The sequence below is a fragment of the Wenxinia saemankumensis genome, assembly GCF_900141735.1.
In the GTDB taxonomy this organism is placed as follows: Bacteria; Pseudomonadota; Alphaproteobacteria; order Rhodobacterales; family Rhodobacteraceae; genus Wenxinia; species Wenxinia saemankumensis.
Map to the genome: position 1 here is coordinate 244,825 of NZ_FQYO01000001.1, position 24,347 is coordinate 269,171.

Consider the following 24,347-nt stretch of genomic DNA (forward strand, 5'->3'; position numbering starts at 1 on the left):
AGGGCGGACCGCGTCCGTTCCGCGGTCCCCGGCGCCGGCGCCGTCCTAGAGCCGGGCGAACCGCTCCTTCTGGCGGGCGGTCCAGCGGACGTCGATCTCGGTCCCTGCCTCGGTCGGGCGCTCGGCCTCGATCACGCCCTCCTCGTGGAGCCAGGCGCGGGCGCGGCCCTCGGCATGGGCGAGGTGCAGCGTCTCGCGCGTGGTGGGCGGGCGCAGGCGCTCGGCCACGGCGCGGGTCAGCTCCTCGACCCCCTCGCCCGTCCAGGCGGAGATGGCGTGAATCTCCTCCTTGCGGCCGGCCGTGGTCAGGGCCGCCTCGCGGTCCTGGGCGGGGATCCGGTCGATCTTGTTCCAGACCTCGATCTTCGGCGTGTCCTCGGCGACGCCGAGTCCGGCCAGGATCGTCTCGACCTCGGCCGCCTGCTCGGCCGACTGGGGATGCGAGATGTCGCGGACATGGAGGATCAGGTCGGCGTCCAGCACCTCTTCCAGCGTCGCACGGAAGGCCGCGACCAGTTCCGTGGGCAGGTCCGAGATGAAGCCCACCGTGTCCGAGAGGATGATCGTCTGCCCGCCCGCGATCTCGATCCGGCGCATGGTCGGGTCGAGCGTGGCGAAGAGCATGTCCTTGGCCATCACCTCCGCCCCGGTCAGGCGGTTGAAGAGCGTGGACTTGCCCGCATTGGTGTAGCCGACCAGCGCCACGATGGGGAACGGCACCTTGGCCCGCGCCTCGCGGTGGAGGGTGCGGGTGCGCGCGACCTTGTCGAGCTGGCGGCGCAGCCGGACCAGCTGCTCGTCGATGGCGCGCCGGTCCGCCTCGATCTGGGTCTCGCCGGGGCCGCCGACGAAGCCGAGGCCCCCGCGCTGGCGTTCGAGGTGGGTCCAGGCGCGGACGAGCCGCGTGCGCTGGTAACTGAGGGCCGCCATCTCGACCTGCAGCACGCCCTCGCGGGTGCGGGCGCGGTCGGAGAAGATCTCGAGGATCAGCCCCGTCCGGTCGAGCAGCTTGACCTTCCATTCCTTCTCGAGATTGCGCTGCTGCACCGGCGTCACCGGGCCGTCGACGAGGACGAGGTCGACCTCCTCGGCCTTCATCCGGGCGCCCAGCTCCTCGATCTTGCCGGAGCCGAACAGCGCGCCGGGATGGACGCGCGGCAGGCGCACGATCTCGGACCCCGCCACGGTGAGGCCGGGAAGAGCGGCGGCGAGCGCGACCGCCTCGTCGAGCGCCGGGGCCGGCTCGCGCCGGTCCTGGTCGTTCTTGATCTCGGGGTGGATCACCCAGGCCCGGGTCTCGGGCGGGGCATGTTCCTCCAAGCCGCTACTCTTCGCTGTCGTAGAGGTTGATCGGCTGCGACGGCATCACCGTCGAGATCGCCGACTTGTAGACGAGCTGCGACTGGCCGTCCCGGCGCAGCAGCACGCAGAAGCTGTCGAACCAGGTGATCACGCCCTGCAGCTTCACGCCGTTGATCAGGAAGATGGTGACGGGCACCTTGATCTTGCGGACGTGGTTGAGAAACGCGTCCTGCAGGTTCTGCTTGTCCGAGGCCATCGCCCCCCCTCGTTCTTCTTGCCGGGCCGCCTTGTCCGTTCGGCGGCCGCCGGATCGTTCACGGATTGTCCGGTGACACTATGTCGGACCATCGGGGGGGTTTCCAGCCCCAGATTTCCACCATTGCCCGTAGCCGGGCCGGCGGTCAGGACCGCCAGATCTGCGGGTCGAGCAGCGCGATCAGGGCCAGCAGCTCCAATCGGCCGAGGACCATCGCCCCGGCCAGCACGGCGCGGGCGCTGTCGGGAATGCCGGCATAGGAGATCGGGAACTCGCCCGCCACCTCGGCCAGCGGCCCGGTGGTGGAGAGGGCCGCGACCGACAGGACCATCGCCGTCTCGAACTGGACGCCGGTCAGGGCGAGCAGGCCCATCACGACCATGATCGAGATCGCGAAGAGCATGAAGAAGATCCATGCGATCCGCGCGCCCTGCTTGCGGATGCGGCGCGATTCGCGGGACGAGCCGCCGATCGAATGGGGGTGGATCAGCCGCTCGAGCTCGCGCTGGCCGTGGCGCGACAGCGCGTAGACGCGCAGCAGCTTCACCCCGCCCGCCGTCGTGGCGACGCCCCCGCCGACAAGGGCGAGCCCCACGAGGATCAGGCCGGGCGTCGGCAGGCCGGACCATTCCGTCGCGCCGAACCACCAGAAGCTCTCGAACCCCGTCGTCGTGAGGAAGGAGAGCGTGGTGAAGAGCGCGCCCCACAGCGCGGCGAGCGCGGAGCGCACGTCGTTCTGACCCATCGGTTCGCCCGCGCCGAGGAAATGGCGCAGGAAGAGGAAGGCGGTGACCGCGCCGACGAGGGTGAGGGCGAGCCGGATCTCGGGATCCTCGATCAGCCGCGTCTTGTCGTCGGGCAGCAGGCCGCGCGAATAGGTCGCCCGCGACAGGGCAAAGAGCAGGAAGAGCGCGATCAGACCCTCTCCCGCCAGGCCGGAGGCGCCGTAGGTCGTCCCCCCGATAGGCGAGATGCCGGAGGTGGCGATGGTGCTCATCGCGTGGCAGATCGCGACGATCGGCACCTCGCCCGTGATCAGGAGGCCGAGCCAGAGCACGGCCGTCAGCCCGGCATAGATCGGGGCGAGGCGGATCGTGTAGCGCGACAGACGCTCGCGCGGATCGGCGGCGCGCAGGAACCGGTCGAGACCGGCATCGGTCTCGCGGATGCCGCGGGCATAGCGCACCTCGAAGCCGCCGATGTTCATCGGCTGCATCACGGCGAGCGCGGTGACCCACATCAGCAGCCCGCCCAGCCAGCCGACCGTCGCCCGCCACAGATGGAGCGAGGGATCGAGCCGGCCGGGATGGTCGTAGACCGTCGCTCCGGTCGTGGTGAAGGCGCTGACCATCTCGAACCAGGCCTTCGGCATCGTCGTCGCCCCGTGCGCTATGGCGAAGGGCACCGCCATCAGCACCGGCAGCGCGCCGAAGGCGAAGACCAGCGTGCCGAGCTGGCCGCGGGCGCTGCGCGAGGTCGGCGCGGTGACGGAGGCGAGGCCGATCAGGACCGAGAGGCCGAGGCCGAGCAGGGCCGCGGCGCCGAACACGGCCGCGGTGCCCCCCCGCCCGCCGGTCAGGGCATGGACAGCCGGCAGGGCCGCCGCGAGCGAGGCGAGGGCGAGCAGCTGGACGTAGAAGGGCAGCCGCGCGAAACGCGTCAGATGCCGAACGCGCTGCCGCGTCCGGGGCCGGACCGCGGGCGGCGGGGCGGAGGAGTCGAGGCCGGTCGGCTCCAGCATGGCGTCAGAAGTAGTCGATCGAGACCTGAAGCAGGCGCTCGACCTCGTTCACATCGCCGCTGAGGGCGAAGAGCGCGATCACGTCGCCCTCCTCGATCCGCGTGGCGCCCTCGGGCTTGACCACCTTGTCGCCCTTGAGGATGCCGCCCACCAGCACGCCCTCGGGGAAGGCGATGTCGCGCACCGTCTTGCCCGCGATGGGCGAGGTGCCGAGGACCTGCGCCTCGATCAGTTCGGCCTCGGCGTCGCCGATGGAATAGACGCCGCGTACCCGGCCGTGCCGGACATGGCGCAGGATCGAGGACACCGTCACCGCGCGGGGGTTGATATAGGCGTCGATGTCGAGCTGCCCCATCAGCGAGACCAGCGTGGGATCGTTGGTCAGCGCGATCGACATCCGCGCGCCCATCCCCTTGGCCCGGACGGCGGCGAGCAGGTTCGTCTTGTCGTCGTCGGTCAGCGTCAGGACCGCGTCGGCATTGCCGATCCCCGCCTCCTCCAGCACGTCGGCGTCGAGCCCGTCGCCGTTCAGCACGATGGTGCGGTCCAGCGCGTCGGCCGCCCGCTCGGCAAAGGCGCGGGACTTCTCGATCACCTTGACCCGCACGCGTTCGGTCCGGCTCTCCAGCTGGCGGGCGACGCCGAGGCCGACATTGCCGCCGCCGATGATGACGACCCGTTCGGGCCGCTTCTGCCGCTTGCCGAAGATCTCGATCGTGCGGCCCATGTCCTCGGTCACGCAGAAGACGTAGACCTCGTCGCCCACGAAGATCTGGTCGTTCGATTCCGGGGCGAAGAGCTGGCCCTCGCGCCGCACGCCGACGACGATGGCGCGCAGCGTCGAGAACAGGTCGGTCAGCTGGCGCAGCGGCGTGTTCACGATCGGGCAATCCGCGTCGATCGCGATGCCGAGGAGCTGCGCCTTGCCGTCGAAGAAACTCTCTGTGTCGAAGGTCGCGGGCGCGGCGAGGCGCTGCAGCGCGGCCTCGGCCACCTCGGTCTCGGGCGAGATGACGACGTCGATCGGCAGGTGATCGGCGCGGAAGAGGTCGGAATAGATCGCCTCGAGATAGGATTTCGCCCGAAGCCGCGCGATCTTGCGCCGGATCGAGAAGACGGAATGGGCCACCTGGCAGGTGACCATGTTCACCTCGTCCGAATGGGTGGCCGCGATGATCATGTCGGCGTCGCGCGCCCCCGCGCGTTCCAGCACGTCGGGATAGCTCGCATGGCCGGTGATCCCGCTCACGTCGAGGCTGTCGGTGGCGCGGCGCACGAGGTCGGGATTGTTGTCCACGACCGTGACGTCGTTGCGCTCGCCCGACAGGTGCCGGGCGATCTGCCAGCCGACCTGCCCCGCGCCGCAGATGATGACCTTCATCGCCGCTCTTCCGTGGTTTCGCGTCCGGCCGGTGTGGCAGAGCCCCGCGGGGCGGTCAACGCGCGCCTGCCCCCGGCGCCGCAGCGTCGGACCCCGTCACGGGCGCATCGAGGAAGTCGCGGATCTCGCGCGAGACGCGCCCGGGACAGTCGCGCGGCGGCCAGTGGCCCGAACGCAGGACGACCAGCCGGGCGCCCGGGATGGCGGCCGTTGCCGCGCGGGCGTGGCGCAGCGGGACCAGCGGGTCGCGGGCCCCGTGGATGAACAGCGCGGGCCGCGTCAGGCCCGGCAGGCGCGCGGTCAAGTCGCCCCGCAGCCCGCGTCCCTGCCCGGCCAGCTCGCCGGCGAGGAAGGCACCGAAGCTGCGGCGCTCCGCCTGCTCGGCGGCGACCTCGCGGATCTCGGCGACCACGTCCCGCGGCACGGTCCAGGGGCGGCTGACGGCCATGAAGAGGCCCGCCCGCACCGCCAGCGCGCTGCCGGCGGCCGCGTGGTAGAAGGCGAGCCGCGTCTCGGACCGAGCGAGACGCCGGGCGGCGGCGTCGAAGGGCAGCCGCCCGGTCAGCCCGTAGGAGGCGACGGGAACGAGGCGCCGCACCCGCTCCGGCGCGTCGAGGGCGAGGCGCAGCGCCATGCCGCCGCCCATCGACAGGCCCGCGACGTCGATGCGGGGCAGGCCCAGATGATCGAGGAACTTCCGAAGCCAGTCCGTCAGGTCGCCCAGATCGTGCGGCCGGCCGAACCCGTCCGTGCCGCCATAGCCCGGCAGATCGGGCGCGATCAGCCGCCTTTCGGCGGCGAGGCGGTCGATCACCGCCCCCCAGCTGAGGTCGGCGCGGTCGAAGCCGCCGCCATGCAGCAGCACCAGCGGCGGGCCCGCGCCCTCCGGCCCCGCCTCGACCCAGGCGGCGGCGCGGCCCCCGACCGTCGCCCTCCGGCGCGGCCTCAGACCGCCTCCTCGTCGAGATAGGCCATCCGCGTGCCGCCCTTGGCGCCGGTCACCACGCCCAGCGACTTGAGCTTGCGGTGCAGCGCCGACCGCTCCATCCCGACGAAGGCCGCGGTGCGCGAGATGTTGCCCCCGAACCGGTTGATCTGGCTGAGGAGGTATTCCCGCTCGAACGCCTCGCGCGCCTCTCGCAGCGGCATCGTGGCGAGCGAGCCGGACAGCACCACGCGCCCCTCCTCGCCCGCCGTCTCCTCCATCGAGGGCAGCTCGCGCGCGGTGATGTCGCCGCCCCCCTCGCCCAGGATCAGCACCCGCTCGATCACGTTGCGCAGCTGGCGCACGTTGCCGGGCCAGACCATCGTCTGCAGCAGCGCGCGGGCATCGTCGGCCAGCCGGCGCAGCGGCAGGCCCTGTCCACGGTTGAACTCGCCGAGGAAGTGCTCGGCCAGCAGCGGAATGTCCTCGCGCCGGTCGTCGAGGCCGGGGACCGCGACCGGGACCACGTTCAGGCGGTGATAGAGTTCGTGCCGGAACCGGCCCGCCTCGATCTCGGACGGCAGGTCGCGGATGGTCGAGGAGATGACGCGCAGGTCGACCTGCACCTTCTCGGTCCCGCCGAGGCGCTGGAAGCGCTGGTCGACGAGGACCCGCAGGATCTTGGACTGGGTGCCGAGCGGCATGTCCGCGATCTCGTCGAAATAGAGGACGCCGCCATCCGCCTGCTCCAGCAGGCCCTTCTCGACGCCCTTGCCGGCGCTCTCGCGGCCGAACAGCACCTCCTCCATCCGGTCGGGCTCGATCGTCGCGGACGAGACGGTGACGAAGGGCCCGCCGGCGCGGGTCGAGTTGCGGTGGATGTAGCGGGCCGCCGTCTCCTTGCCTGCGCCGGGGCCGCCGGTCAGCAGGATCCGGCTGTTGGTCTTGGCCACCTTGTCGAGCTGTCCGCGCAGCGACTTGAACGACACGCTCTCGCCCAGGAACTCGGTCGGGCCGGTATCGCCGCGCCGCAGCTCCTGGTTCTCGCGCCGCAGGTTCGACGTCTCCATCGCGCGGCGGATCACCACCATCAGCTGGTCTATGTTGAACGGCTTCTCGATGTAGTCGTAGGCGCCGAGCTTGATCGCCGCGACGGCCGCCTCGATCGAGCCATGGCCCGAGATGATGACGATCGGGATCTCGGGATGGTCGCGCTTGACCGCCTTGAGGATGTCGATCCCGTCCATCCGGCTGTCCTTGAGCCAGACATCGAGGATCATGAGCGAGGGCTTCTCGGCCGCGATCTCGTTCATGCATTGATCCGACGTGCCGGCGAGGCGCGTCGTGTAGCCCTCGTCCTTCAGGATGTCCGAGATCAGCTCGCGGATGTCCCGCTCGTCGTCGGTGATCAGGATGTCGCCCATGTCGTCACTACCTCTCGTTATTATGGCTTATGCGGCGCTCGTCTCGGCCTCGGGTGCGAGGACCTGCGCCAGCGGCAGGCGGATCACCGCCCGCGCCCCCCGGTGCATGTCGCCGCCTTCCGCCCCGAAGGCCTCGGCATCCTCGAGGACGAGCGTGCCGCCGTGTTCCTCGATGATCTTCTTCACGATGGGCAGGCCGAGGCCGGTGCCCTTGGCGCGGGTCGTCACGTAGGGCTCGAAGAGCCGCGCCCGGTCCTCGGGCAGGCCGATGCCGTTGTCCTCGATCGCGATCTCGGCCTCGCTCGGTCCCGTGCTCATGGTGACGCGGATGCGGGGGACGTAGCCCTCGGGCGCGCCGGCCTCGATCCGGCTCTCGGTCGCCTCGCCCGCGTTCTTGATGAGGTTGGTCAGCGCCTGGCTGATCATGCCGCTGTCGAGATCGGCCCAGGCCGGACCCTCGGGCACGCGGCTGTCGAAGGCCACCTCGGGCTGGCCGGCCTCCTGCAGCGCGACCGCGTCCCGCAGGATCTCGGCCAGGTCGCCGCGCATCCGGTCGGGCTCGGGCATCCGGGCGAACTTGCTGAACTCGTCGACGATGCGGCGCAGGTCGTTGGTCTGGCGCACGATCACGTCGGTCATCTGGTCGAGCTTGTCGGCCTCACTCACCTCGGGGCGGAACTTGCGCTTGATCCGTTCGGCGCTCAGCTGGATCGGGGTGAGGGGGTTCTTGATCTCGTGCGCGATGCGGCGCGCCACGTCGCCCCATGCGGCCATGCGCTGCGCGCTCACGAGGTCGGTCACGTCGTCGAAGGCCACAACGTAGCCCTCGAGCTCGCCATCCTCGGCCATGCGCTGGCTCATCCGCACCAGCAGGCTCTCCTGCTTGCCGCCGCGGACGAGGTTCACCTGCTCCTGCACCACCTCCCGCGCCTCGGTCCGCAGCTGCTCGAACAGGGCGGCGAATTCGGGGACGGCGACGGAAAGGGCCATGTCCTCCTGCGCCTCGCCCACATAGAGCAGCCGCCGGGCCGAGCGGTTGGCGAAGGTCACGCGCCCGCTCTCGTCGAGTCCGACCACGCCCGAGGTCACCGAGGACAGCACGCTGTCGAAGAGCCGCCGGCGCCGCTCGATCTGGGCGGCGCTGTCGATCAGGGTCTGGCGCTGGGCGCGGATCTGGGCGGTCATCGCGTTGAAGTCGCGGCCGAGCTGGGCGATCTCGTCGTCGCCCTCCTCCTCGATCACGCGCACGTCCAGATCCCCGGCCCCGACCCGCTGGCTGGCGCTGACGAGCCGCCCGACGGGGCGCGACAGCCGTTCGGCGAACCACAGGCCCAGCCAGGTCGCGGCGAGGATCAGCAGCGCCGCGAACCCCATGTAGAGCAGGCCGAACTCGAAAAGCAGCCGGCCCCGGTCCGCCTCGAGCTGCTCGTAGAGGGCGACCGTCTCCTGCGTGTCGTCCAGCAGGCCGAGGATCTCGCCGTCGACCTCGCGGCTGACCCAGAGATAGCGGTCGACGAAGCTGTCCAGCGGCAGGAGGGCGCGGAACTCGTTGTTGTCCCAGTCCTCGACGATGGCGAGGCCGCCGCCCTCGACCTCGGCGAACAGCCCCTCCGGCGGGCGCTCGTAATCGAACTCGTAGGACCGGGCGCCGCGGACGCGGATCGCGCCGGTCCCGTCGATGACGAAGACCTCGGACAGGTCGCGCTGGATCTGCCCCTCCATCCGGCCGAGCGCCTGCCGCAGCTCGCCCTCGGACATGAAGAAGTTCTCGCGCCGCGCCTCGTCCAGCTGCTGGGCCAGCGCGCGGGCATCGCGGGTCAGCTCGACACGGTGCTCCTCCTCGTAGGCCTGCGCGGCGGCGAGCGAGCTGCCGACGACGTTGCGGACCCGGTCCGAGAACCAGCCCTCGAGCCCGACATTGATCGTCAGGACCGAGAAGACGGCGACGGTGACGGTCGGGATCAGCGCCAGCAGCGCGAAGGCGCCGGTCAGCCGCAGGTGCAGGCGCGAGCCGGCCGAGCGGGCACGGCGGGCCGCGATCATCTGCGCCACCCGGCGCAGCACCATCGCGGCGACGACCGAGACGTAGACGAAATCCCCGAGGAGGACGATCCGCAGCATCGGCGCCGTCGAGCCCTGGTCGAGCGGGCCCAACACGAACCAGGTCGCGGCCGCGAGTATCGGGCCCAACACCACGAGGGCGAGGGTGAAGAAGGTCTGCGTCCGCCGCTGGCGGCGCCAGCGGTCGATCCGGGTCAGGGTGTGACCCGGCCGGATATAGGACGACAGCCCACCGCTGGTGGGTGTTCGGGGCCGCATGCGAGCTTCCCGCCTGGATGATCTACCGCTCTTCGTGCCGGGTTGCCCCGGCGGCCGTTTCTTGTCGGTGCGGGCGGACTATGCCCCCCGCGCCACGGCTCTGTTGCGGTTTTACATCAACTTGCGGCGGCGTGTCACCTGAATATCGAGGTCGGTGATCTTTTTTCTGAGCGTATTGCGGTTGATGCCCAGCAGGTCCGCGCATTTGGCCTGGTTGCCCCCCGTCGCGTCGAGCGCGATCTCGATCAGAGGCATCTCGATCTCCTTCAGGATTCGCTGGTAGAGGCCGGGCGGCGGCAGCGCGCCGCCATGCAGGTCGAAATACCGTTTGAGGTGCTTGGCGACAGAGGCCGAGAGCTTCTCGCCCGGCTGGCCGCCCTTCAGCGGCTCCATCGCGGGCTGCGAGCCGAGCACGGCCTCGATCTCGGGCCGGGTGATCTCCTCCTCCGGGGCCGTCGCGACGAGACGGCGGACCGTATGCTCCAGCTGGCGCACGTTGCCGGGCCAGGAATAGGCCCGCACGAGGTCGAGCGCGGGCCGCGAGAAGCGGCGCAGCGGAAAGCCGTCGCGCTCGGCCCGGGCGAGGAAATGGTCCGCCAGCAGCGGGATGTCGTCCACCCGTTCGCGCAGCGACGGAACCGACAGGGTGACGCCCGACAGGCGGTAGAACAGGTCCTGCCGGAAGCTGCCCTCCTCGATCAGGGCGTTCAGGTCGCCCTGCGAGGTGGCCATGACGCGCGGCCCACCGTCGCCGAGCGCGTCGAGCATCCGCACCACGCGGGCCTGCGCCTCGGCGCCCAGATCGCCCACCTCGTCGAACAGGATCGACCCGCCCCGCGCCCGCCCGACGACGCCGGACGGGCCGTCCGCCCCGGCGAGGTCCGCGGCCGAGACGGTGACGAAAGGCATCGCCCGCCGGTCCGAGAAATCGTGGATCGCGCGCGCGATCAGCGACTTGCCGGTCCCGCTCTCGCCGGTGATCAGCACGGGCAGCGGCGTGTTCATCACGCGCGCGACCAGCCGGTAGAGCTGCTGCATCGCCGGGGTGCGCCCGACCAGCGGCAGATCGCCCGCCTCGGCCGCCGGCTCGGGCTTGGCGCCCGGCTGGACCGGGCGGCGCTTCACCTCCAGCGCGCGGGCCGCCCGCTTCATCAGGTCGGGCAGGTCGAAGGGCTTGGGCAGGTAGTCGTAGGCCTCCTTCTCGGCCGCCTGGATCGCCGTCATGATCGTGTTCTGCGCGCTGATGACGATGACCGGCAGGCCCGGCCGCGCCTCGGCGATCTTGGGCAGCTGGTCCAGTCCGTTGCCGTCGGGCATGACCACGTCCGAGATCACGAGGTCGCCCTTCCCCTCGTCCACCCAGCGCATCAGCGTCACCAGGCTGGACGTGGCATGCACCTTGCAGCCGGCGCGCGTCAGCGCCTGCGTCAGAACGGTGCGGATCGTGCGGTCGTCGTCGGCGACGAGGATCGTGCCGTCCATCAGGTCTCTCCTGTTGTCATGTCGCCCTCGCCGGGCGCCTCTTTCGGCGCGCGCGGCAGGGAAATCCGGAAGACGGTGCGGCCCGGCGCGCTGTCGACGCCGATCCAGCCGCCCATGCCGCCGATCAGCTTGGCCACCAGCGCGAGGCCGAGCCCGGTGCCGTTCTCGCGGCCCGAGACGAAGGGCTCGAACACGTCCCCCGCGATGTCGGGCGGCAGGCCGGGGCCGTTGTCGATCACCTCGACCTGCAGCGGCAGCTGGGCGCGCGTGCCGTCCGCGCGCACCACCTGGAGCGAGCTGTCGTAGAAGGTCCGCAGCCGGATCGACCCGCCCTTCGCGCCGGCCTCGGCCGCGTTCTTGACGAGGTTGAGGAAGACCTGCGTCAGCTGGTCCGCATCGGCGAGCGTCTGGGGCAGCGAGGGGTCGTAATCCTCGACGATCATCATGTGCCGCGCGAACCCGACCGAGGCCGAGGCCCGCGCCCGGTCGAGCACGTCGTGCAGGTTCACCGGCCGCAGCACCGGCGGCGAGAGGTTGCCGAACTCCTCCACCTGCTCGAGCAGCTTCACGATGCGCCGGCATTCGTCGACGATGAGGTCGGTCAGCTCGCGGTCGCCCCCCTCGAGGTTCATGCTCAGCAGCTGCGCCGCCCCGGTGATCCCGGCCAGCGGGTTCTTGATCTCGTGGGCCAGCATCTCGGACATGCCGATGGCCGAGCGCGCGGCCTTCAGCGTGACCGCGTTCTGGCTCATCCGGCTGGCCACGTCGCGGGGCGAGATCATCATCAGCATCGTGTCGGTGCCCTGCAGCGGCGCGACCTGGATGTTGCACTGCACGGGCGCCCGCTCGACCGAACCGATGTCGATGTCGTTCACGATCAGCGAGGTGCCCCTCGCCCGGGCGCGCATCAGCGGCTCCTGCAGGGGGCCGCCGATCGTGACCCGCTCCCACAGCGGGTGCCCGACCACCGCGCGGGAGGACAGGTTCAGGAAGAGTTCCGCCGCCGGGTTGAGGTCGGCGATCACCTCGCCCTCGGCGATGAGCAGCGCCGGGACCGGAAGCGCGTTCCACAGCGCCTGGTCCGGGATCCCGCCGGGCATCGCGGCGGGACTCACGCGGCACGCTCCTGCGCGGCGAGCGCGTCGGGCAGCAGCGCCTGCACCTCTTCCGCCCCGCCGGTCAGCACGCGGCGCCGCAGCTCGCCCGGCGTGCCGGCCGCGTCCATGTACCAGCCCAGGTGCTTGCGCGCGACGCGGACGCCGAGCGCGCGCCCGTAGAAGGACAGGATCGCCTCGTGATGGTCCCCGACCAGCCGGGCGAGATCGCCGCCGCGCGGGATCGCGGGCGGGCGCCCGCCGCTCAACGCGGCGCCGATTTCGGCCAGCCGCCACGGCGCCCCCTGCGCCCCGCGCCCGACCATGATTCCGGCCGCCCCCGACCGGGCCAGCGCGGTGCGCGCGGTCGCGGCGTCGATGATGTCGCCGTTGGCGATGACCGGAATGCGGACCGCCTCGACCACGTCGCGGATCGCGGCCCAGTCGGCTGACCCCTTGTAGAACTGGCAACGGGTCCGGCCGTGGATCGTGACCATCGCGACCCCCGCCCCCTCGGCCCGGCGGGCCAGCTCGGCGGCGTTGCGCTGCCCGTCGTCCCAGCCCAGCCGGGTCTTCAGCGTGACCGGCACCGACACGGCGCCGGTCACGGCGGCGATCAGCCCCTCGGCATGGTCGAGGTCGCGCATCAGGGCCGAGCCGGACCAGCCGTTCGTCACCTTCTTGGCCGGGCAGCCCATGTTGACGTCGATCACCTCGGCGCCCTGCCCCTCGGCGATGCGGGCCGCCTCGGCCATCCAGTGCGCCTCGCGGCCGGCGATCTGCACGGCCGTCCCGCCCGCGCCGAAGCCCAGCTCGGCCTTCGCGCGGATGCCGAGATGGCCCTGCACCAGCTCCTGGCTCGCGACCATCTCGGACACGACCCAGCCCGCCCCGAATCCGGCGACGAGGTTGCGGAACGGCAGGTCGGTGATTCCCGCCATCGGGGCGAGCGCGACCGGCACGCGTCCGGCGAAGGGGGCCGGCAGGTCCGGACGGAATGCTGCGGAATAAGTGGTCAAGTGCACAGGCCTTGGGCGTTTCTCTGGTCAGGTAAGCGAGCGCCGGGTGTGGCACAACATGGCGGCAGTGCCGCGACACCTCGTCTTCGTGCGGTGCCTAGATTTTGGGCGGGATTCGTCCCGCCCGGCGGCGATTTGCAGCGGATGCCGCGCAGGTCTAGGTAACGCGCGAGAGGCCGCTACCGGAAGTCCCGCCAGATGAGAACAGCCGCGCTGATCGTCGCCGCCGGTCGCGGCCTCCGCGCCGGGGGCGGCGTGCCGAAGCAATGGCGCGACCTCGGCGGACAGCCCGTGGCGGCGCATGCCCTGCGGGCCTTCGCGGGGCACCCGGGCATCGACCTCGTCGTCGTCGTCGCGGATGCAGACGCGGCCCACGCCGCTCTCGGCGCCATTCTCGGTGCAGATCCCGGTGCCGTCGAGATCGTCGCCGGCGGGCCGACGCGCCGCGACTCGGTGCTCGCCGGGCTGCGCGCGCTGGAGGGACGGGCGGAGCGGGTGCTGATCCACGACGCGGCGCGGCCCCTCGTGTCGCGAGCCGTGATCGACGGCGTCCTCGCGGCGCTGGAGGACGGCCCCGCCGCCGCGCCGGGGCTGCCGGTGGTCGACGCGCTCTGGAAGGCCGCGGACGGCGCGGTCGCCGGAAGCCATCCCCGCGACGGCCTGGTGCGGGCGCAGACGCCGCAGGGCTTCCACCTTGCCGCGATCCTCGCGGCGCATCTCGCCTGGGAGGGAGAGGCGGCCGACGATGTCGAGATCGCCCGTGTTGCAGGCCTGCGGGTCGCCGTCACACCGGGCGACGCCGCGAACTTCAAGATCACGACCGCCGCCGACCTCTCGCGCGCGGCAGAGAATCTAAGTCGAAACAACGGGATGTCAGGCGACATGGATGTAAGGCTCGGCAATGGCTACGACGTGCACCGCTTCGGCCCCGGCGACCATGTCTGGCTCTGCGGGGTGAAGGTGCCGCATGGGCGCGGCCTGCAGGGCCATTCCGATGCCGATGTCGGGATGCATGCGGCGACAGATGCGCTCTACGGCGCCCTGGCCGCGGGGGATATCGGACGGCACTTTCCGCCCAGCGATCCGCGATGGAAGGGCGCGGAGAGCCATGTCTTCCTGCGCCATGCCTGCGACCTGGCGCGGTCGGCCGGCTGGCGGATCGGGAATGTCGACGTCACGCTGGTCTGCGAACATCCCAAGATCGGCCCGCATGCCGATGACATGAGGGCGACCATGGCAGGGATCATGGGGCTGGACCCGGACCGGGTGAGCGTCAAGGCCACCACGTCGGAGCGGCTGGGCTTCACCGGCCGCGAGGAAGGGATCGCGGCGCTCGCCACAGCCACGCTGGTGCGGCCGTGAGGGCGCTCGCCACCTTCTTCGGCGCGGGGCTCCTCCGGCCCGGCCCCGGCACCTGGGGATCGCTTGCGGCGATGGTCGTTGCCTGGCCGATCCTCTGGCTCGGCGGACCGGTCCTGCTGGTCGCCGCGACGCTGGGTGTCGTCGCGATCGGCCTGCCCGCGATCCGGGCCGAGGTAGCGGCCAGCGGCGCGGAGGATCCGTCCCATGTCGTGATCGACGAGGTGGCGGGGATGTGGATCGCGCTGATGCCCGTCGGCTTCGGCGCCTGGCATGTCGGCGCACCGCTCCTGGCGCTCTGGCCCGGCTGGATCGCGGCCTTCGCGCTGTTCCGCCTCTTCGACATCTGGAAGCCGGGGCCCGTCGGATGGGCCGACCGGCGCGGCGACGGCTGGGGCGTGATGGGCGACGACCTCATCGCAGGCGCCTTCGCGGCGCTCGGGGTCGTCCTGCTGGCCGCCCTCGCCCACGGGGTCCTGATGACATGAACCTCGCCGCGGAAGTCATTGCTCTCGCTTCGGATCAAGGCGCGACGCTTGCCTGCGCCGAGAGTTGCACGGGCGGCCTGGTCGCGGCGGCGCTGACCGACATCGCGGGATCCTCGGCCGCGTTCGACCGGGGCTTCGTCACCTATTCCAATGCCGCCAAGACCACGCATCTGGGCGTGCCGGAGGCGATGATCGCCGCCCACGGCGCGGTGTCGGAGGAGGTGGCGCGGGCGATGGCCGAAGGCGCCCGCCGGGCTGCGGGGGCGACGCTCGCCGTGTCCACGACGGGCATCGCCGGGCCGGGCGGGTCCGAGCACAAGCCGGAGGGGCGCGTCTGCTTCGGCCTCGCCACGGCCGGCGGGACGCGCACGGAAACCGTGGAATTCGGCGCGATCGGCCGGTCCGAGGTGCGTGCCGCGGCGCGGGACCACGCCCTGCGGCTGCTTCTCGGCGCGCTGTCTCAGCCGTAGAGCTCGGCCGCCCGCCGTTCGAAGGCGCGGACGATGCGGCTCATCGCCTCCATGAAGAACATGTTGGCCGCGCCCTGTAGAAGGCGGCTCTTGAACTCGAAATCGACATGGAACTGGACCTCGCAGCCACCCTCGACGTCGCGGAACTGCCAACGGCTGTCCATGTAGCGGAATGGGCCGTCGATATAGGACGTGTCGATCCGCTTTTCTTGAGGATAGAGAAGGACCTTGGACCCGAAGCTCTCGCGGAACACCTTAAAGGAGATGACGAGGTCGGCCAGCATCTCCTCGTGGTCGGCCTTCTCTTCGCGCGACCGGATCCGGGCCGCGGCGGTCCAGGGCAGGAAGCGCGGGTAGCTCGGCACGTCGGCGACGAGATCGTACATCTGGTCCGCCGTGTAGGGCAGGACGCGGGTCTCGGAATGGGTCGGCATGTCGCTCGTCTGTCGTGCGGTCGGTCTCTCGTCCGAAGATGACCGCGCCGCGCCGGGATTCAAGGCGCCCCTTCCGCGACCCGTTGCCCGGGGGGGGGGTCGGACCGCTTGTCAAACCCCGGCCGCCCGGCGCAGAAACGGGGCCGCAGCCAGCCGAGGATCCCGATGCCCGACACGACGCCCTACGTCATCGACGAGATGATCTCCGCCAAGTCGATCGCGGCCCGGATCGAGGCGCTGGCCAAGGAGATCCGCGCCGAGTTCGACGGATCCGAGCAGCTCGTCGTTGTCGGCCTGCTGCGGGGAAGCTTCGTCTTCATCGCCGATCTGGTCCGCGAGCTCGACCTGCCGGTCGAGGTCGATTTCATCGAGGCCAGCTCCTACGGCGACGGGATGGAGAGCTCGCGCGAGGTGCGGATCCTCAAGGACCTGCGCTCGGGGATCGAGAACCGCGACGTGCTGGTCGTCGAGGACATCGTCGATACCGGCTTCACCCTCTCGCATGTCGAACGGCTGCTGCGGAACCGCGCGCCCCGCCGGCTCAAGACCATCGCCCTTCTCGACAAGCCGACACGGCGCGAGGTGGACGTGCGCGCGGACTGGACGGGCTTCGAGATCCCCGACGAGTTCGTCGTGGGCTACGGGATCGACTACGCGCAGCGCGACCGCAACCTGCCCTATATCGGCAAGGTGCGGTTCACGTCGGATTGACGGGGCCCCGCGTGGGGGCGCTCGAATGATGGGGTTCCACTGGCTGCTGCGCGCCTCGCGCTGGGCGCGCCACCCGCCGCCGCTCTCGCGGGTGCTGCTGGTGCTCGCCGTCGTCGCGGCCTGCGCCGCGCTCTGGGGAGCGGAGCGATGGGGGCTCCTTCCGGACTGGATGCAGTCCGAGCGCCTGCCGGGCCGCGTCATCCGCTGATTTCGAGAGAGTCGCTGTGCGCAAATGCGGGGGCTGGGAATGCGGCGGCGCCGGGCTAGTCTTGCCGCGATGGCCTGACGGCCCCAATTCCGGAGAGACTTCCATGCGCACCGCTTTCGTCGCCCTCGGCCTTGCCGGCCTCGCCACCATCGCCGCCGCCCAGAGCGACCCGCTGGAGGCCGCGGCCGAGGCCCGCGAATCCCACATGCATCTCTACCAGACCAATCTCGGCGTGCTGGGCGGCATGGCGCGCGGCAACATGGACTACGATGCAGAGGCGGCGCAGGCCGCGGCGGACAACCTCGCCAGTCTTTCGGATCTGGACGAGCGGTTCTACTGGGTCGAGGGCTCCTCCAGCGAGGAGATCGACGACACCCGCGCCCTGCCCGCCATCTGGGAGAACATGGACGACTTCATGGCCAAGTCGGACGCGCTGCACGAGGCCGCCGTCGCGATGGCAGAGGTCGCGGGCGACGGCGTCGAGGCTGTTCAGGCCCAGATGGGCGCGCTCGGCGGCGCCTGCGGGTCCTGCCACGAAACCTACCGCGCCGCGGACGATTGATGCGCGCTCTCCTCGCGTTGGTCCTTGCCGGGCTTCTGGGCGTCGCGGCCTTCTGGTGGATCAGCGCGCCGCGCCCCGCCTCGGCCGCGCTCTACGAGGGGCTGGACGGGGACCCGGCGCGGGGCGAACGCATCTTCTGGGCGGCCGGCTGCGCCGGCTGCCACACCGCGCCGGAGGCCGAGCCGGGCGATTCCCCGGTCCTGGCGGGCGGGCAGAGGTTCGACACGCCCTTCGGCACCTTCGTCGCGCCCAACATCTCGACCGACGAGACGCACGGGATCGGCGCGTGGAGCGATCTGGGCCTCGCCAACGCGATCCAGCGGGGCATCGGGCGGGACGGGGCGCATCTCTACCCCGCCTTTCCCTATGCGTCCTACATCCGGGCGCGGCCGGCCGAGATCGTCGACCTCGTCGCCTTCCTGCGGACCCTGCCCGCCGATGCGACGCCGTCGGAAGCCAACGAGGTCGGCTTTCCGTTCAACATCCGGCGCGGGCTGGGGCTGTGGAAGCGGCTCTACCTCGATCCCGATCCGGTCGTCGGCGGCCTGACCGGTGCGGCGGAGGACGGGCGCCATCTCGTTGAGGCGCTCGGCCACTGCGGCGAATGCCACACCCCGCGCACCGCGCTGGGCGGGCCGGACCTGTCGCGCTGGATGGCGGGCGGGCCGAACCCGGCGGGAGAGGGACGGATCCCCGGCCTCACGCCCGGCCAGCTCGGCTGGTCCGAGGGGGACATCGCCGCCTTCCTGCAGAGCGGGCTGACCCCGGACTTCGACTCCGTCGGCGGCGAGATGGCCGAGGTCATCGCCAATACCGCGCGCCTGCCGGACGAGGATCGCGCGGCGATCGCGGCCTACCTCGTCGCGCTGCCGGATGTCGAAACCGCGGTGACGGCGGGCGAGTAGTCGCGCGTCGGCGGGGCCCGGCGCCCGGGCGGGCGCGGCAGGTCGGGCCGGGTCATCCAGAATGCCCCGACGATCGCGCCCAGCAGCGCCCAGCACAGCCCGGATGCGGGCAACGCGTCCCCGACCGACGGGTCCGGCGCCGCGAGGGTGGCGCCCGCGCACAGGATTGCGGGTGTCAGACCCAGCAGCCATCGCATCATCTTGCGTCCCCTTCCTCTCGAACGGGGACAGGTTGGCATCGCGCGCCTGAAGACGGGGTTAAGCGCGCGCGAGTTTCGCCAGCCGCGCCGCGCGCAGCCGCGCGAAATCGTCGCCCGCATGATACGAGGACCGCGTCAGCGGCGTGGCGGAGACCATGAGGAACCCCTTGCCGAGCGCCGCCTTCTCGTAGCCGGCGAATTCCTCGGGCGTCACGAACCGTTCCACCGCGTGATGCTTGGGCGTCGGCTGCAGGTACTGGCCGATGGTCAGGAAATCCACATCGGCCGAGCGCATGTCGTCCATCACCTGCCGGACCTGCGCCGCCTCCTCGCCGAGGCCGACCATGATGCCGGACTTGGTGAACATCGAAGGGTCCAGCTCCTTCACCCGCTGCAGCAGGCGCAGCGAATGGAAGTAGCGCGCCCCGGGCCGGACAGAGGGATAGAGCCCGGGCACCGTCTCGAGGTTGTGGTTGAAGACGTCCGGCTTGGCGGCGACGACCACCTCCAGCGCCTCGGGGCCGCAGCGCAGGAAATCCGGCGTCAGGATCTCGATCGTCGTGCCGGGGGCCTGGCGGCGGATCGCGCGGATGGTCTGGGCGAAATGCTCCGCCCCGCCATCGTCCACGTCGTCGCGGTCGACCGAGGTGATGACGACGTGGTTGAGGCCCAGCTTCTTGACCGCGTCCGCGACCCGCCCCGGCTCGAACACGTCGAGCGCGTCGGGACGGCCGGTGGCGACGTTGCAGAAGGTGCAGCCCCGCGTGCAGATGTCGCCCATGATCATCATGGTCGCGTGGCCCTGGCTCCAGCATTCGCCCACGTTCGGGCAGCCCGCCTCCTCGCAGACGGTGACGAGCCCGTGTTCGCGGATGATCTCGCGCGTGTCCTTGTAGCCCTTCGAGGTCGGCGCCTTCACGCGGATCCAGTCGGGCTTCTTGGGCTGCGCCGCGCTGTCGGCGCGATGCGCCTTCTCGGGATGGCGCTGGTCGGGGATCTTCAGGTCGCGGGGCATCGCGGTCCCTCTTCTGGGGGGTCGCCCCTGATCTATACCTCGCCCGGGCCGCTGCCAACCGGGCGGCGGCCCTGCCCTTCCCGCATGGCTCACCCCAGGATGTCCGCGACCTCGGCCCGGTCGAGCAGGGGATAGAAGTCGGGGCCGAGCAGCGTCGCGCGCCCGGGCGCGTAGAGCCGCAGCCCCCCCGCCGCCCAGAGGCATTCCTCCTCGGCGAAGACGGGCCGGACCAGCGCGGTGGTCCGCGCGCGGCGGAGGGCGATGCCGCGATGACCGACCAGATGCTCTGCCCGGGCGAGCGCGACGGGCACGTTCAGCCATTCCATCGCCGCCCCGGTGCCGACGAGGACCGCCTGGCCCGGCGAGAGCAGCGTCTCGGCATCCGCGCCGAGCACGCCCGCGGGCACGCGGATCGCGTCCTGCGGGCCGGGGATCGCGCGCAGGTCCAGCAGCGGCGCGAGGCCGCCATCGACGGTGTGCAGGCGCTCGCCGGGCCGCAGCGCGCCGAGGGGCCGCCAGCCGTCCTCCGTCTCGACCCGCAGCGCGGGGTCGAGCGCGCAGGGCGCGAGGTCGAGGGCACAACCGGCGGCATCGAAGAGGCGGGGATCGGGCTGGAACATGGGATCTCTCCTGAGCTGTCGGGGCCCCGTCACGGCGCTGCCCCGGTGTTGACGCGATGTCTCCATGCTGGCGCACCGATCGCGCCGGATTTCCGACATGATCGGGGTGATCGCGTGGCATCGTCCCACCCCCCGCGCCTGTGCGGGCCGGCCGCGCCCCATCGTTCGCGCCGCGCTGCGCCGGCAAGAAATCGTCAACCTATCCGGCCTATTACCGGGCGAAGGATCGAGGCGGCGCCGATCGACCCGATTCGGGCCACGGCGGGGAAGCCCGCTCAACCGATGACCGGGCCGTAGGCCCCCTGGGCGTCATAATGCGCCTTGAGCCGCTGCAGGGCGATCCGCAGCACGACCTTGGCCGAGCGGGAGGACCAGCCGAGCGAGCGTTCCAGAGTCTCCAGCCCCTCGAGCTCGCAGCAGCAGCGCAGCGCCACGTCGGCGAGGCCGGGCCCGAGGTCGCGCAGCGCGCGCCACAGACGGTCCGCCGCGCGGCCGGACGGGGTGTCGGGCCGGTCGGCCGGCCCCCTGCCGTCGATGGCCGCGTGCCAGTCGATCCCGGGATCGCCCTCCAGCCGGGCGAGTTCGAAATCCTCGCGCAGCCGCTCGCCCACCGCGACGAGCGATCGCGACAGGAACGGCCGGCCGTCCCTGTCCCTCCGCCGCGCGAGCGAGACGAGCGGGCTCTCGGCCAGCGCGGACCGGGCGTGCCGCAGCATGCCCTCCGGATCGCCCGTGCCGGAGCGGCGGAACGGCGCGGGCGCCTCGGCGAGGCCGGCCTCCGGCCGGGCGGCCCCCAGCAGCGACCGCCCGGCCCCGGTAAGGCGGTAGCGCAGGACCCGGGCCCCCGGATCGGAGGCGGCGATCCATTCGGCGAGGGCCATCGCCCGGGCGAGCGCCCGGTCGACGATGGCGACCCGCTCGGGCTCTCCGCCCGCGCTGTCGCGCACGACGACGCCGCGATCCAAGCCGCGGGCAAGCGCGAGCATCGACTCGCCATTGTCGAGTTCCGACAGGATGGGCAGCGCGGCCGCCTCGAGTCGCGGCGCCTCGGCAAAGAGGATGTCGTCGGGGCCTCCGGGCGGCGCGCCCAGATCGCGCAGCCCCTCGTCCACCAGCGGATCGTCCCGCCGCCCCTCGATCCGGCGGACCTGCCGCAGGATGGTCGAGGGATGGACCCCCGCCTCCCGCGCGATGGCGCGGATGGATTGGCCCGCATCGGTATGCAGCAGGTAGTTCCGCACCGCGTCCGGAACCCAGCCTGGCAGCATGGCGGGCCGGTAGCGGTCGTCGAAGGCGTGTCTGGTCATCATGCGCGTCACCCGTTCCCCATCCCGAAAATCGCGCCAATATCCTTTAAGTTGTATCTATTACCCCAAGGTTAACGCGCCGCCTCCAGCGTTTGGCACCCGTTATCAATTGGTTACGGAGAGTTTGCCGCATCGCCCTGTCGGCCCGATCCCGCAACGTCGGTCGCATTTGTGCAATTGTGGCGGAATCGGGGCATTGCCATAGGGGACGCACATGCTGGATCTCGCCACTCGGATCGCCGGTCTTCGGCGCCCGCGCCTGCTGGTCACCGCCGCCCGGTTCGGGCTCGATCGCTACGACAGGGGCGTGACGCTGCCGCGCCTGCTGCACGGCCGGACGCCGGCGCGGCCGGGGGCCGCGATCGTGCAGCTGCTCGAGCTGGAGTCAGAGCTGGAAGCGGCCCGCCTCGCGCGGGCGGCGGAGTATACCTATGCCCGTCATGTCGAGGTGCTGATCGCGCTGATGGGCGAGGCCGCGCTGATGGGCGAGGCCGCGCTGCTGCGCGGCCCCGGCCCGGCGGCGCCGGATCAGCCGAAGGCGTCGGGCATCCCGGCCTTCTTCTCGGCGACATAGGCGTCCAGGGCCTGCCGCACGGCGGGATCGAGAATCGGCTCGCGGTAGCTGTCGAGCAGCTTGCGGACCCGCGCCGAGGCGAGCTGCCGCGTGTCGCGCGCGCCTTCCTCGTCCCAGGTCTCGAACGGCTTGTAGTCGAGCAGCTCGGTCCGCCAGAAGGCGCTCTTGAAGTTGGCCTGGGTATGGGCGCAGCCCAGATAGTGCCCGCCCGGGCCGACCTCGCGGATCGCGTCCATCGCCTGGCCGTTCTCGGTCATGTCGACGCCGCGGGCCAGCTGGTGCAGCATGCCGAGCTGGTCGGCATCCATCACGAACTTCTCGAACGAGGCGACGAGGCCCCCTTCGAGCCAGCCGCAGGCATGGAGCATGAAATTCACGCCCGAGAGCAGGCCCATGTTCAGCGAGTTCGCCGTCTCGTAGGCCGCCTGCGCGTCGGGCAGCTTCGAGCCGCAGAACGCCCCGGCAGAGCGGTAGGGCAGCCCCAGCCGCCGCACGAGCTGGCCCATGCCGTAGGTGACGAGGCTCGCCTCGGGAGTGCCGAAGGTCGGCGCGCCGGAATTCATGTCGATCGAGGTGACGAAGGCGCCCGCGATCACGGGGGCGCCCTGCCGGACGAGCTGAGAATAGGCGACCCCGGCCAGGATCTCGGCCAGGACCTGGGTCAGCGTGCCGGCCACCGTGGTGGGGGCCATCGCCCCGCCGACGATGAAGGGCGAGACGATGCTGGCCTGGTTGTTGCGGGCATAGACCTCGAGCGCGCCCATCATCACGCCGTCGAAGGTGAGCGGCGAGTTGATGTTGATCAGGCTCGTCATCACCGTGTTGGCCTGCACGAAGTCCTTGCCGAACAGGATCCCGGCCATATCGACGCTGTCCTGCGCCCGGCTGGGCTCGGTAACCGAGCCCATGAAGGGCTTGTCCGACAGGGTCATGTGGGCGTGCAGCATGTCGAGATGCCGCTTGTTCACCGCGATGTCCGTCGGCTCGCAGACCGTGCCGCCCGAATGGTGCAGCCATTTCGACATGTAGCCGAGCCGGACGAAGTTGCGGAAATCCTCGATCGTGGCGTAGCGGCGGCCGCCCGCCTCGTCCCGGACGAAGGGCGGGCCGTAGACTGGCGCGAGGACGAGGTTGCGACCGCCGATCTCGACGTTGCGCTCGGGGTTGCGGGCGTGCTGGACGAAACTGGACGGCGCCGTCGCGCAGAGCTGCCGGGCGAGACCGCGGGGAATGTGGACCCGCTCGCCCCGCACGTCGGCGCCGGCCTCGCGCCAGAGCTCCAGCGCGGCGGGATTCTCGACGAAGTTGACGCCGATCTCCTCGAGCACGGTCTCGGCGTTGCGCTCGATGATCTTCAGCGCCTCCTCGTTCAGGACGTCGAGATTGGGTACGTTGCGCTCGATGAAGCGCGCGCTCTCGTAGCTGACGGAGGTGCGCTCGGCCCGGCGGGCGGCGCCGCCGCCGCCGCGCGCGCGGCGACCGGAGGCGGCGGAGCCGGCGGGGACGCTGCTCTCGGTGGTCGCGGAATCGGTCATCGGGGCGTCCTCGCTCGCCTGGGGGTCAGGTCCTCTCTCCCGTGCATTACCGAAGGCGGAGACTGCAAGGCGGGCAATTGCGCCATAGCCCCGCCGGTTTGCGACATGGGGCCGGCAAAGCGCGCCCCCGGAACGGCAGAAGGCCCCGCCGGGGCGGGGCCTTCGCAAGGGGATCGATGGTGGTCCGGTCAGCCGGTCGCGGCCTGCGGATCGCCGCCATCCTGGCTGCCGTCTACCTGCCCCTCGCCGTCGCCGGCGGCCTTGCGGGGGCGCCGGGCGCGGCGCGGCTTCTTCTCGGGCTCGCCCTCGGACGCGCCGCCCTGGTTCTCGGGCGTGTCGACGAGACCGCTGTCGGAGGAATCGGCCTGGTTGGCGGACTGGGACTCGTCGTCCGACCGGTCGGCCCGGCGGCGCCGGCTCCGCCCCGATCCGCCGCCCGAACCGGACGCGGTCTCGGCATCCTCTCCGCCGCCCTGCGGTTCGGTGCCGTCACCGCCCGACGCCTCTTCCTGCGCCTTCAGGCGCGCGGCGCGTTCGCGGTCGCGCTCGGCCTGGCGCTGGCGGTTCTGCTCTTCCTGGTCCTCGCGCTGCTTGTCGATCTCGCGCTGGGCCTCGGCGAGCATGCGCAGGTAATGCTCGGCATGCTGGGCGAAATTCTCGGCCGCGACCCGGTCGCCGGAGAGCTGGGCGTCGCGGTGGAGCTGGTTGTACTTGTCGATGATCTGCTGCGGCGTGCCGCGCACCTTGCCCTCGGGCCCGGAGCTGTCGAAGACCCGGTTGACGACGTTGCCGCCCGAGGGCCGGTTGTTGCGGTTCTTGTTGCCGCGCGAACGGGATTTGGAAGATCTCATGTGGCTCTTGCTCGGGGCCGCTCTGGTCGGCCTGGGTCAGGAAGGATGCTCGTTGGCCGGGACCGACGACCCCCGGTCCAACGGAGGAGGCGGACGATCCCACGACTGATCTGACGACCGGTCATGCGTGGAGGGCGGTCGCCGCCCTCGCCGCGCTGACTGCAC

The 24,347-nt window shown here is 71.3% G+C and carries 24 protein-coding genes; 8 read left to right on the top strand and 16 right to left on the bottom strand.

Annotation, left to right across the window (positions count from 1 at the left end):
* Window positions 1–45: 45 nt before the first annotated feature.
* The 10 genes from hflX to dusB form a co-directional block, all read right to left on the bottom strand.
* On the bottom strand, window positions 46–1,320 hold the full coding sequence (gene hflX, locus BUE30_RS01115) for a GTPase HflX (RefSeq protein ID WP_073325841.1): 1,275 nt from the start codon (window positions 1,318–1,320) through the stop codon (window positions 46–48).
* Between the two features lie 4 nt (window positions 1,321–1,324).
* A complete protein-coding gene (gene hfq, locus BUE30_RS01120; protein WP_073325843.1) occupies window positions 1,325–1,558 on the bottom strand; it encodes an RNA chaperone Hfq in 234 nt (77 codons plus the stop codon).
* Between the two features lie 145 nt (window positions 1,559–1,703).
* Window positions 1,704–3,299 (bottom strand): potassium transporter TrkG, encoded by a 1,596-nt coding sequence (locus tag BUE30_RS01125; protein WP_083600987.1) that lies wholly within the window; start codon window positions 3,297–3,299, stop codon window positions 1,704–1,706.
* A gap of 4 nt (window positions 3,300–3,303) precedes the next feature.
* Entirely contained in the window at window positions 3,304–4,680 is a 1,377-nt protein-coding gene (gene trkA / locus BUE30_RS01130) for a Trk system potassium transporter TrkA (protein ID WP_073325845.1), read from the bottom strand.
* A 55-nt stretch (window positions 4,681–4,735) separates the two neighbouring features.
* The gene (locus BUE30_RS01135; protein ID WP_170865602.1) at window positions 4,736–5,545 is read right to left on the bottom strand and encodes an alpha/beta fold hydrolase; all 810 of its coding nucleotides are present in this window, start codon (window positions 5,543–5,545) and stop codon (window positions 4,736–4,738) included.
* Window positions 5,546–5,625: 80 nt separating this feature from the next.
* The gene (ntrX, locus tag BUE30_RS01140; protein WP_073325847.1) at window positions 5,626–7,029 is read right to left on the bottom strand and encodes a nitrogen assimilation response regulator NtrX; all 1,404 of its coding nucleotides are present in this window, start codon (window positions 7,027–7,029) and stop codon (window positions 5,626–5,628) included.
* Between the two features lie 27 nt (window positions 7,030–7,056).
* Entirely contained in the window at window positions 7,057–9,348 is a 2,292-nt protein-coding gene (locus tag BUE30_RS01145; protein ID WP_073325849.1) for a sensor histidine kinase NtrY-like, read from the bottom strand.
* Window positions 9,349–9,459: 111 nt separating this feature from the next.
* Window positions 9,460–10,830, bottom strand: coding sequence for a sigma 54-interacting transcriptional regulator (locus tag BUE30_RS01150; protein ID WP_073325851.1), 1,371 nt, complete (start codon window positions 10,828–10,830; stop codon window positions 9,460–9,462).
* Window positions 10,830–11,930 (bottom strand): two-component system sensor histidine kinase NtrB, encoded by a 1,101-nt coding sequence (locus BUE30_RS01155; protein WP_073325853.1) that lies wholly within the window; start codon window positions 11,928–11,930, stop codon window positions 10,830–10,832. The genes BUE30_RS01150 and BUE30_RS01155 overlap by 1 nt, the downstream gene beginning before the upstream one ends.
* Window positions 11,931–11,941: 11 nt before the next feature.
* Entirely contained in the window at window positions 11,942–12,943 is a 1,002-nt protein-coding gene (dusB, locus tag BUE30_RS01160; protein WP_280157051.1) for a tRNA dihydrouridine synthase DusB, read from the bottom strand.
* 198 nt (window positions 12,944–13,141) lie between these two features.
* On the opposite strand from dusB, the gene BUE30_RS01165 reads away from it, so the two are divergent.
* The 3 genes from BUE30_RS01165 to BUE30_RS01175 are packed head-to-tail and all read left to right on the top strand — an operon-like array spanning window position 13,142 to window position 15,260.
* A complete protein-coding gene (locus BUE30_RS01165; protein ID WP_073325855.1) occupies window positions 13,142–14,305 on the top strand; it encodes a bifunctional 2-C-methyl-D-erythritol 4-phosphate cytidylyltransferase/2-C-methyl-D-erythritol 2,4-cyclodiphosphate synthase in 1,164 nt (387 codons plus the stop codon).
* A complete protein-coding gene (locus BUE30_RS01170) occupies window positions 14,302–14,790 on the top strand; it encodes a phosphatidylglycerophosphatase A family protein (protein WP_073325856.1) in 489 nt (162 codons plus the stop codon). Before BUE30_RS01165 ends, BUE30_RS01170 begins: the two co-directional genes overlap by 4 nt.
* Complete coding sequence (locus BUE30_RS01175; protein ID WP_073325858.1) at window positions 14,787–15,260, top strand: CinA family protein; 474 nt, start codon at window positions 14,787–14,789, stop codon at window positions 15,258–15,260. The genes BUE30_RS01170 and BUE30_RS01175 overlap by 4 nt, the downstream gene beginning before the upstream one ends.
* On the opposite strand, the gene BUE30_RS01180 is transcribed toward BUE30_RS01175, so the two are convergent.
* The gene (locus BUE30_RS01180; RefSeq protein WP_073325860.1) at window positions 15,251–15,694 is read right to left on the bottom strand and encodes a type II toxin-antitoxin system RatA family toxin; all 444 of its coding nucleotides are present in this window, start codon (window positions 15,692–15,694) and stop codon (window positions 15,251–15,253) included. The genes BUE30_RS01175 and BUE30_RS01180 overlap by 10 nt on opposite strands.
* Before the next feature lie 165 nt (window positions 15,695–15,859).
* On the opposite strand from BUE30_RS01180, the gene hpt reads away from it, so the two are divergent.
* From hpt to BUE30_RS01200, 4 genes are all read left to right on the top strand, one after another.
* On the top strand, window positions 15,860–16,405 hold the full coding sequence (gene hpt, locus BUE30_RS01185) for a hypoxanthine phosphoribosyltransferase (RefSeq protein ID WP_073325861.1): 546 nt from the start codon (window positions 15,860–15,862) through the stop codon (window positions 16,403–16,405).
* 25 nt (window positions 16,406–16,430) lie between these two features.
* Entirely contained in the window at window positions 16,431–16,613 is a 183-nt protein-coding gene (locus BUE30_RS01190; protein ID WP_073325863.1) for a hypothetical protein, read from the top strand.
* Between the two features lie 103 nt (window positions 16,614–16,716).
* On the top strand, window positions 16,717–17,175 hold the full coding sequence (locus BUE30_RS01195) for a c-type cytochrome (protein ID WP_073325865.1): 459 nt from the start codon (window positions 16,717–16,719) through the stop codon (window positions 17,173–17,175).
* The gene (locus BUE30_RS01200; protein ID WP_073325867.1) at window positions 17,175–18,080 is read left to right on the top strand and encodes a cytochrome c; all 906 of its coding nucleotides are present in this window, start codon (window positions 17,175–17,177) and stop codon (window positions 18,078–18,080) included. Before BUE30_RS01195 ends, BUE30_RS01200 begins: the two co-directional genes overlap by 1 nt.
* 258 nt (window positions 18,081–18,338) lie before the next feature.
* Here BUE30_RS01200 and lipA read toward each other — a convergent pair whose 3' ends face one another.
* The 3 genes from lipA to BUE30_RS01215 form a co-directional block, all read right to left on the bottom strand.
* Window positions 18,339–19,295 (bottom strand): lipoyl synthase, encoded by a 957-nt coding sequence (lipA, locus tag BUE30_RS01205; RefSeq protein WP_073325869.1) that lies wholly within the window; start codon window positions 19,293–19,295, stop codon window positions 18,339–18,341.
* A gap of 89 nt (window positions 19,296–19,384) precedes the next feature.
* A complete protein-coding gene (locus BUE30_RS01210; protein WP_073325871.1) occupies window positions 19,385–19,915 on the bottom strand; it encodes a Hint domain-containing protein in 531 nt (176 codons plus the stop codon).
* Window positions 19,916–20,190: 275 nt separating this feature from the next.
* The gene (locus BUE30_RS01215; RefSeq protein ID WP_244526244.1) at window positions 20,191–21,225 is read right to left on the bottom strand and encodes a DUF6456 domain-containing protein; all 1,035 of its coding nucleotides are present in this window, start codon (window positions 21,223–21,225) and stop codon (window positions 20,191–20,193) included.
* 211 nt (window positions 21,226–21,436) lie between these two features.
* Between BUE30_RS01215 and BUE30_RS01220 the strand changes: the two genes are divergently transcribed.
* On the top strand, window positions 21,437–21,796 hold the full coding sequence (locus tag BUE30_RS01220) for a DUF6477 family protein (RefSeq protein WP_073325873.1): 360 nt from the start codon (window positions 21,437–21,439) through the stop codon (window positions 21,794–21,796).
* On the opposite strand, the gene BUE30_RS01225 is transcribed toward BUE30_RS01220, so the two are convergent.
* Window positions 21,751–23,331, bottom strand: coding sequence for a trimethylamine methyltransferase family protein (locus BUE30_RS01225; protein ID WP_073325874.1), 1,581 nt, complete (start codon window positions 23,329–23,331; stop codon window positions 21,751–21,753). The genes BUE30_RS01220 and BUE30_RS01225 overlap by 46 nt on opposite strands.
* A 188-nt stretch (window positions 23,332–23,519) precedes the next feature.
* Window positions 23,520–24,182, bottom strand: a complete 663-nt coding sequence (locus tag BUE30_RS01230) for a DUF4167 domain-containing protein (RefSeq protein WP_073325876.1) — start codon at window positions 24,180–24,182, stop codon at window positions 23,520–23,522.
* Window positions 24,183–24,347: the final 165 nt, after the last annotated feature.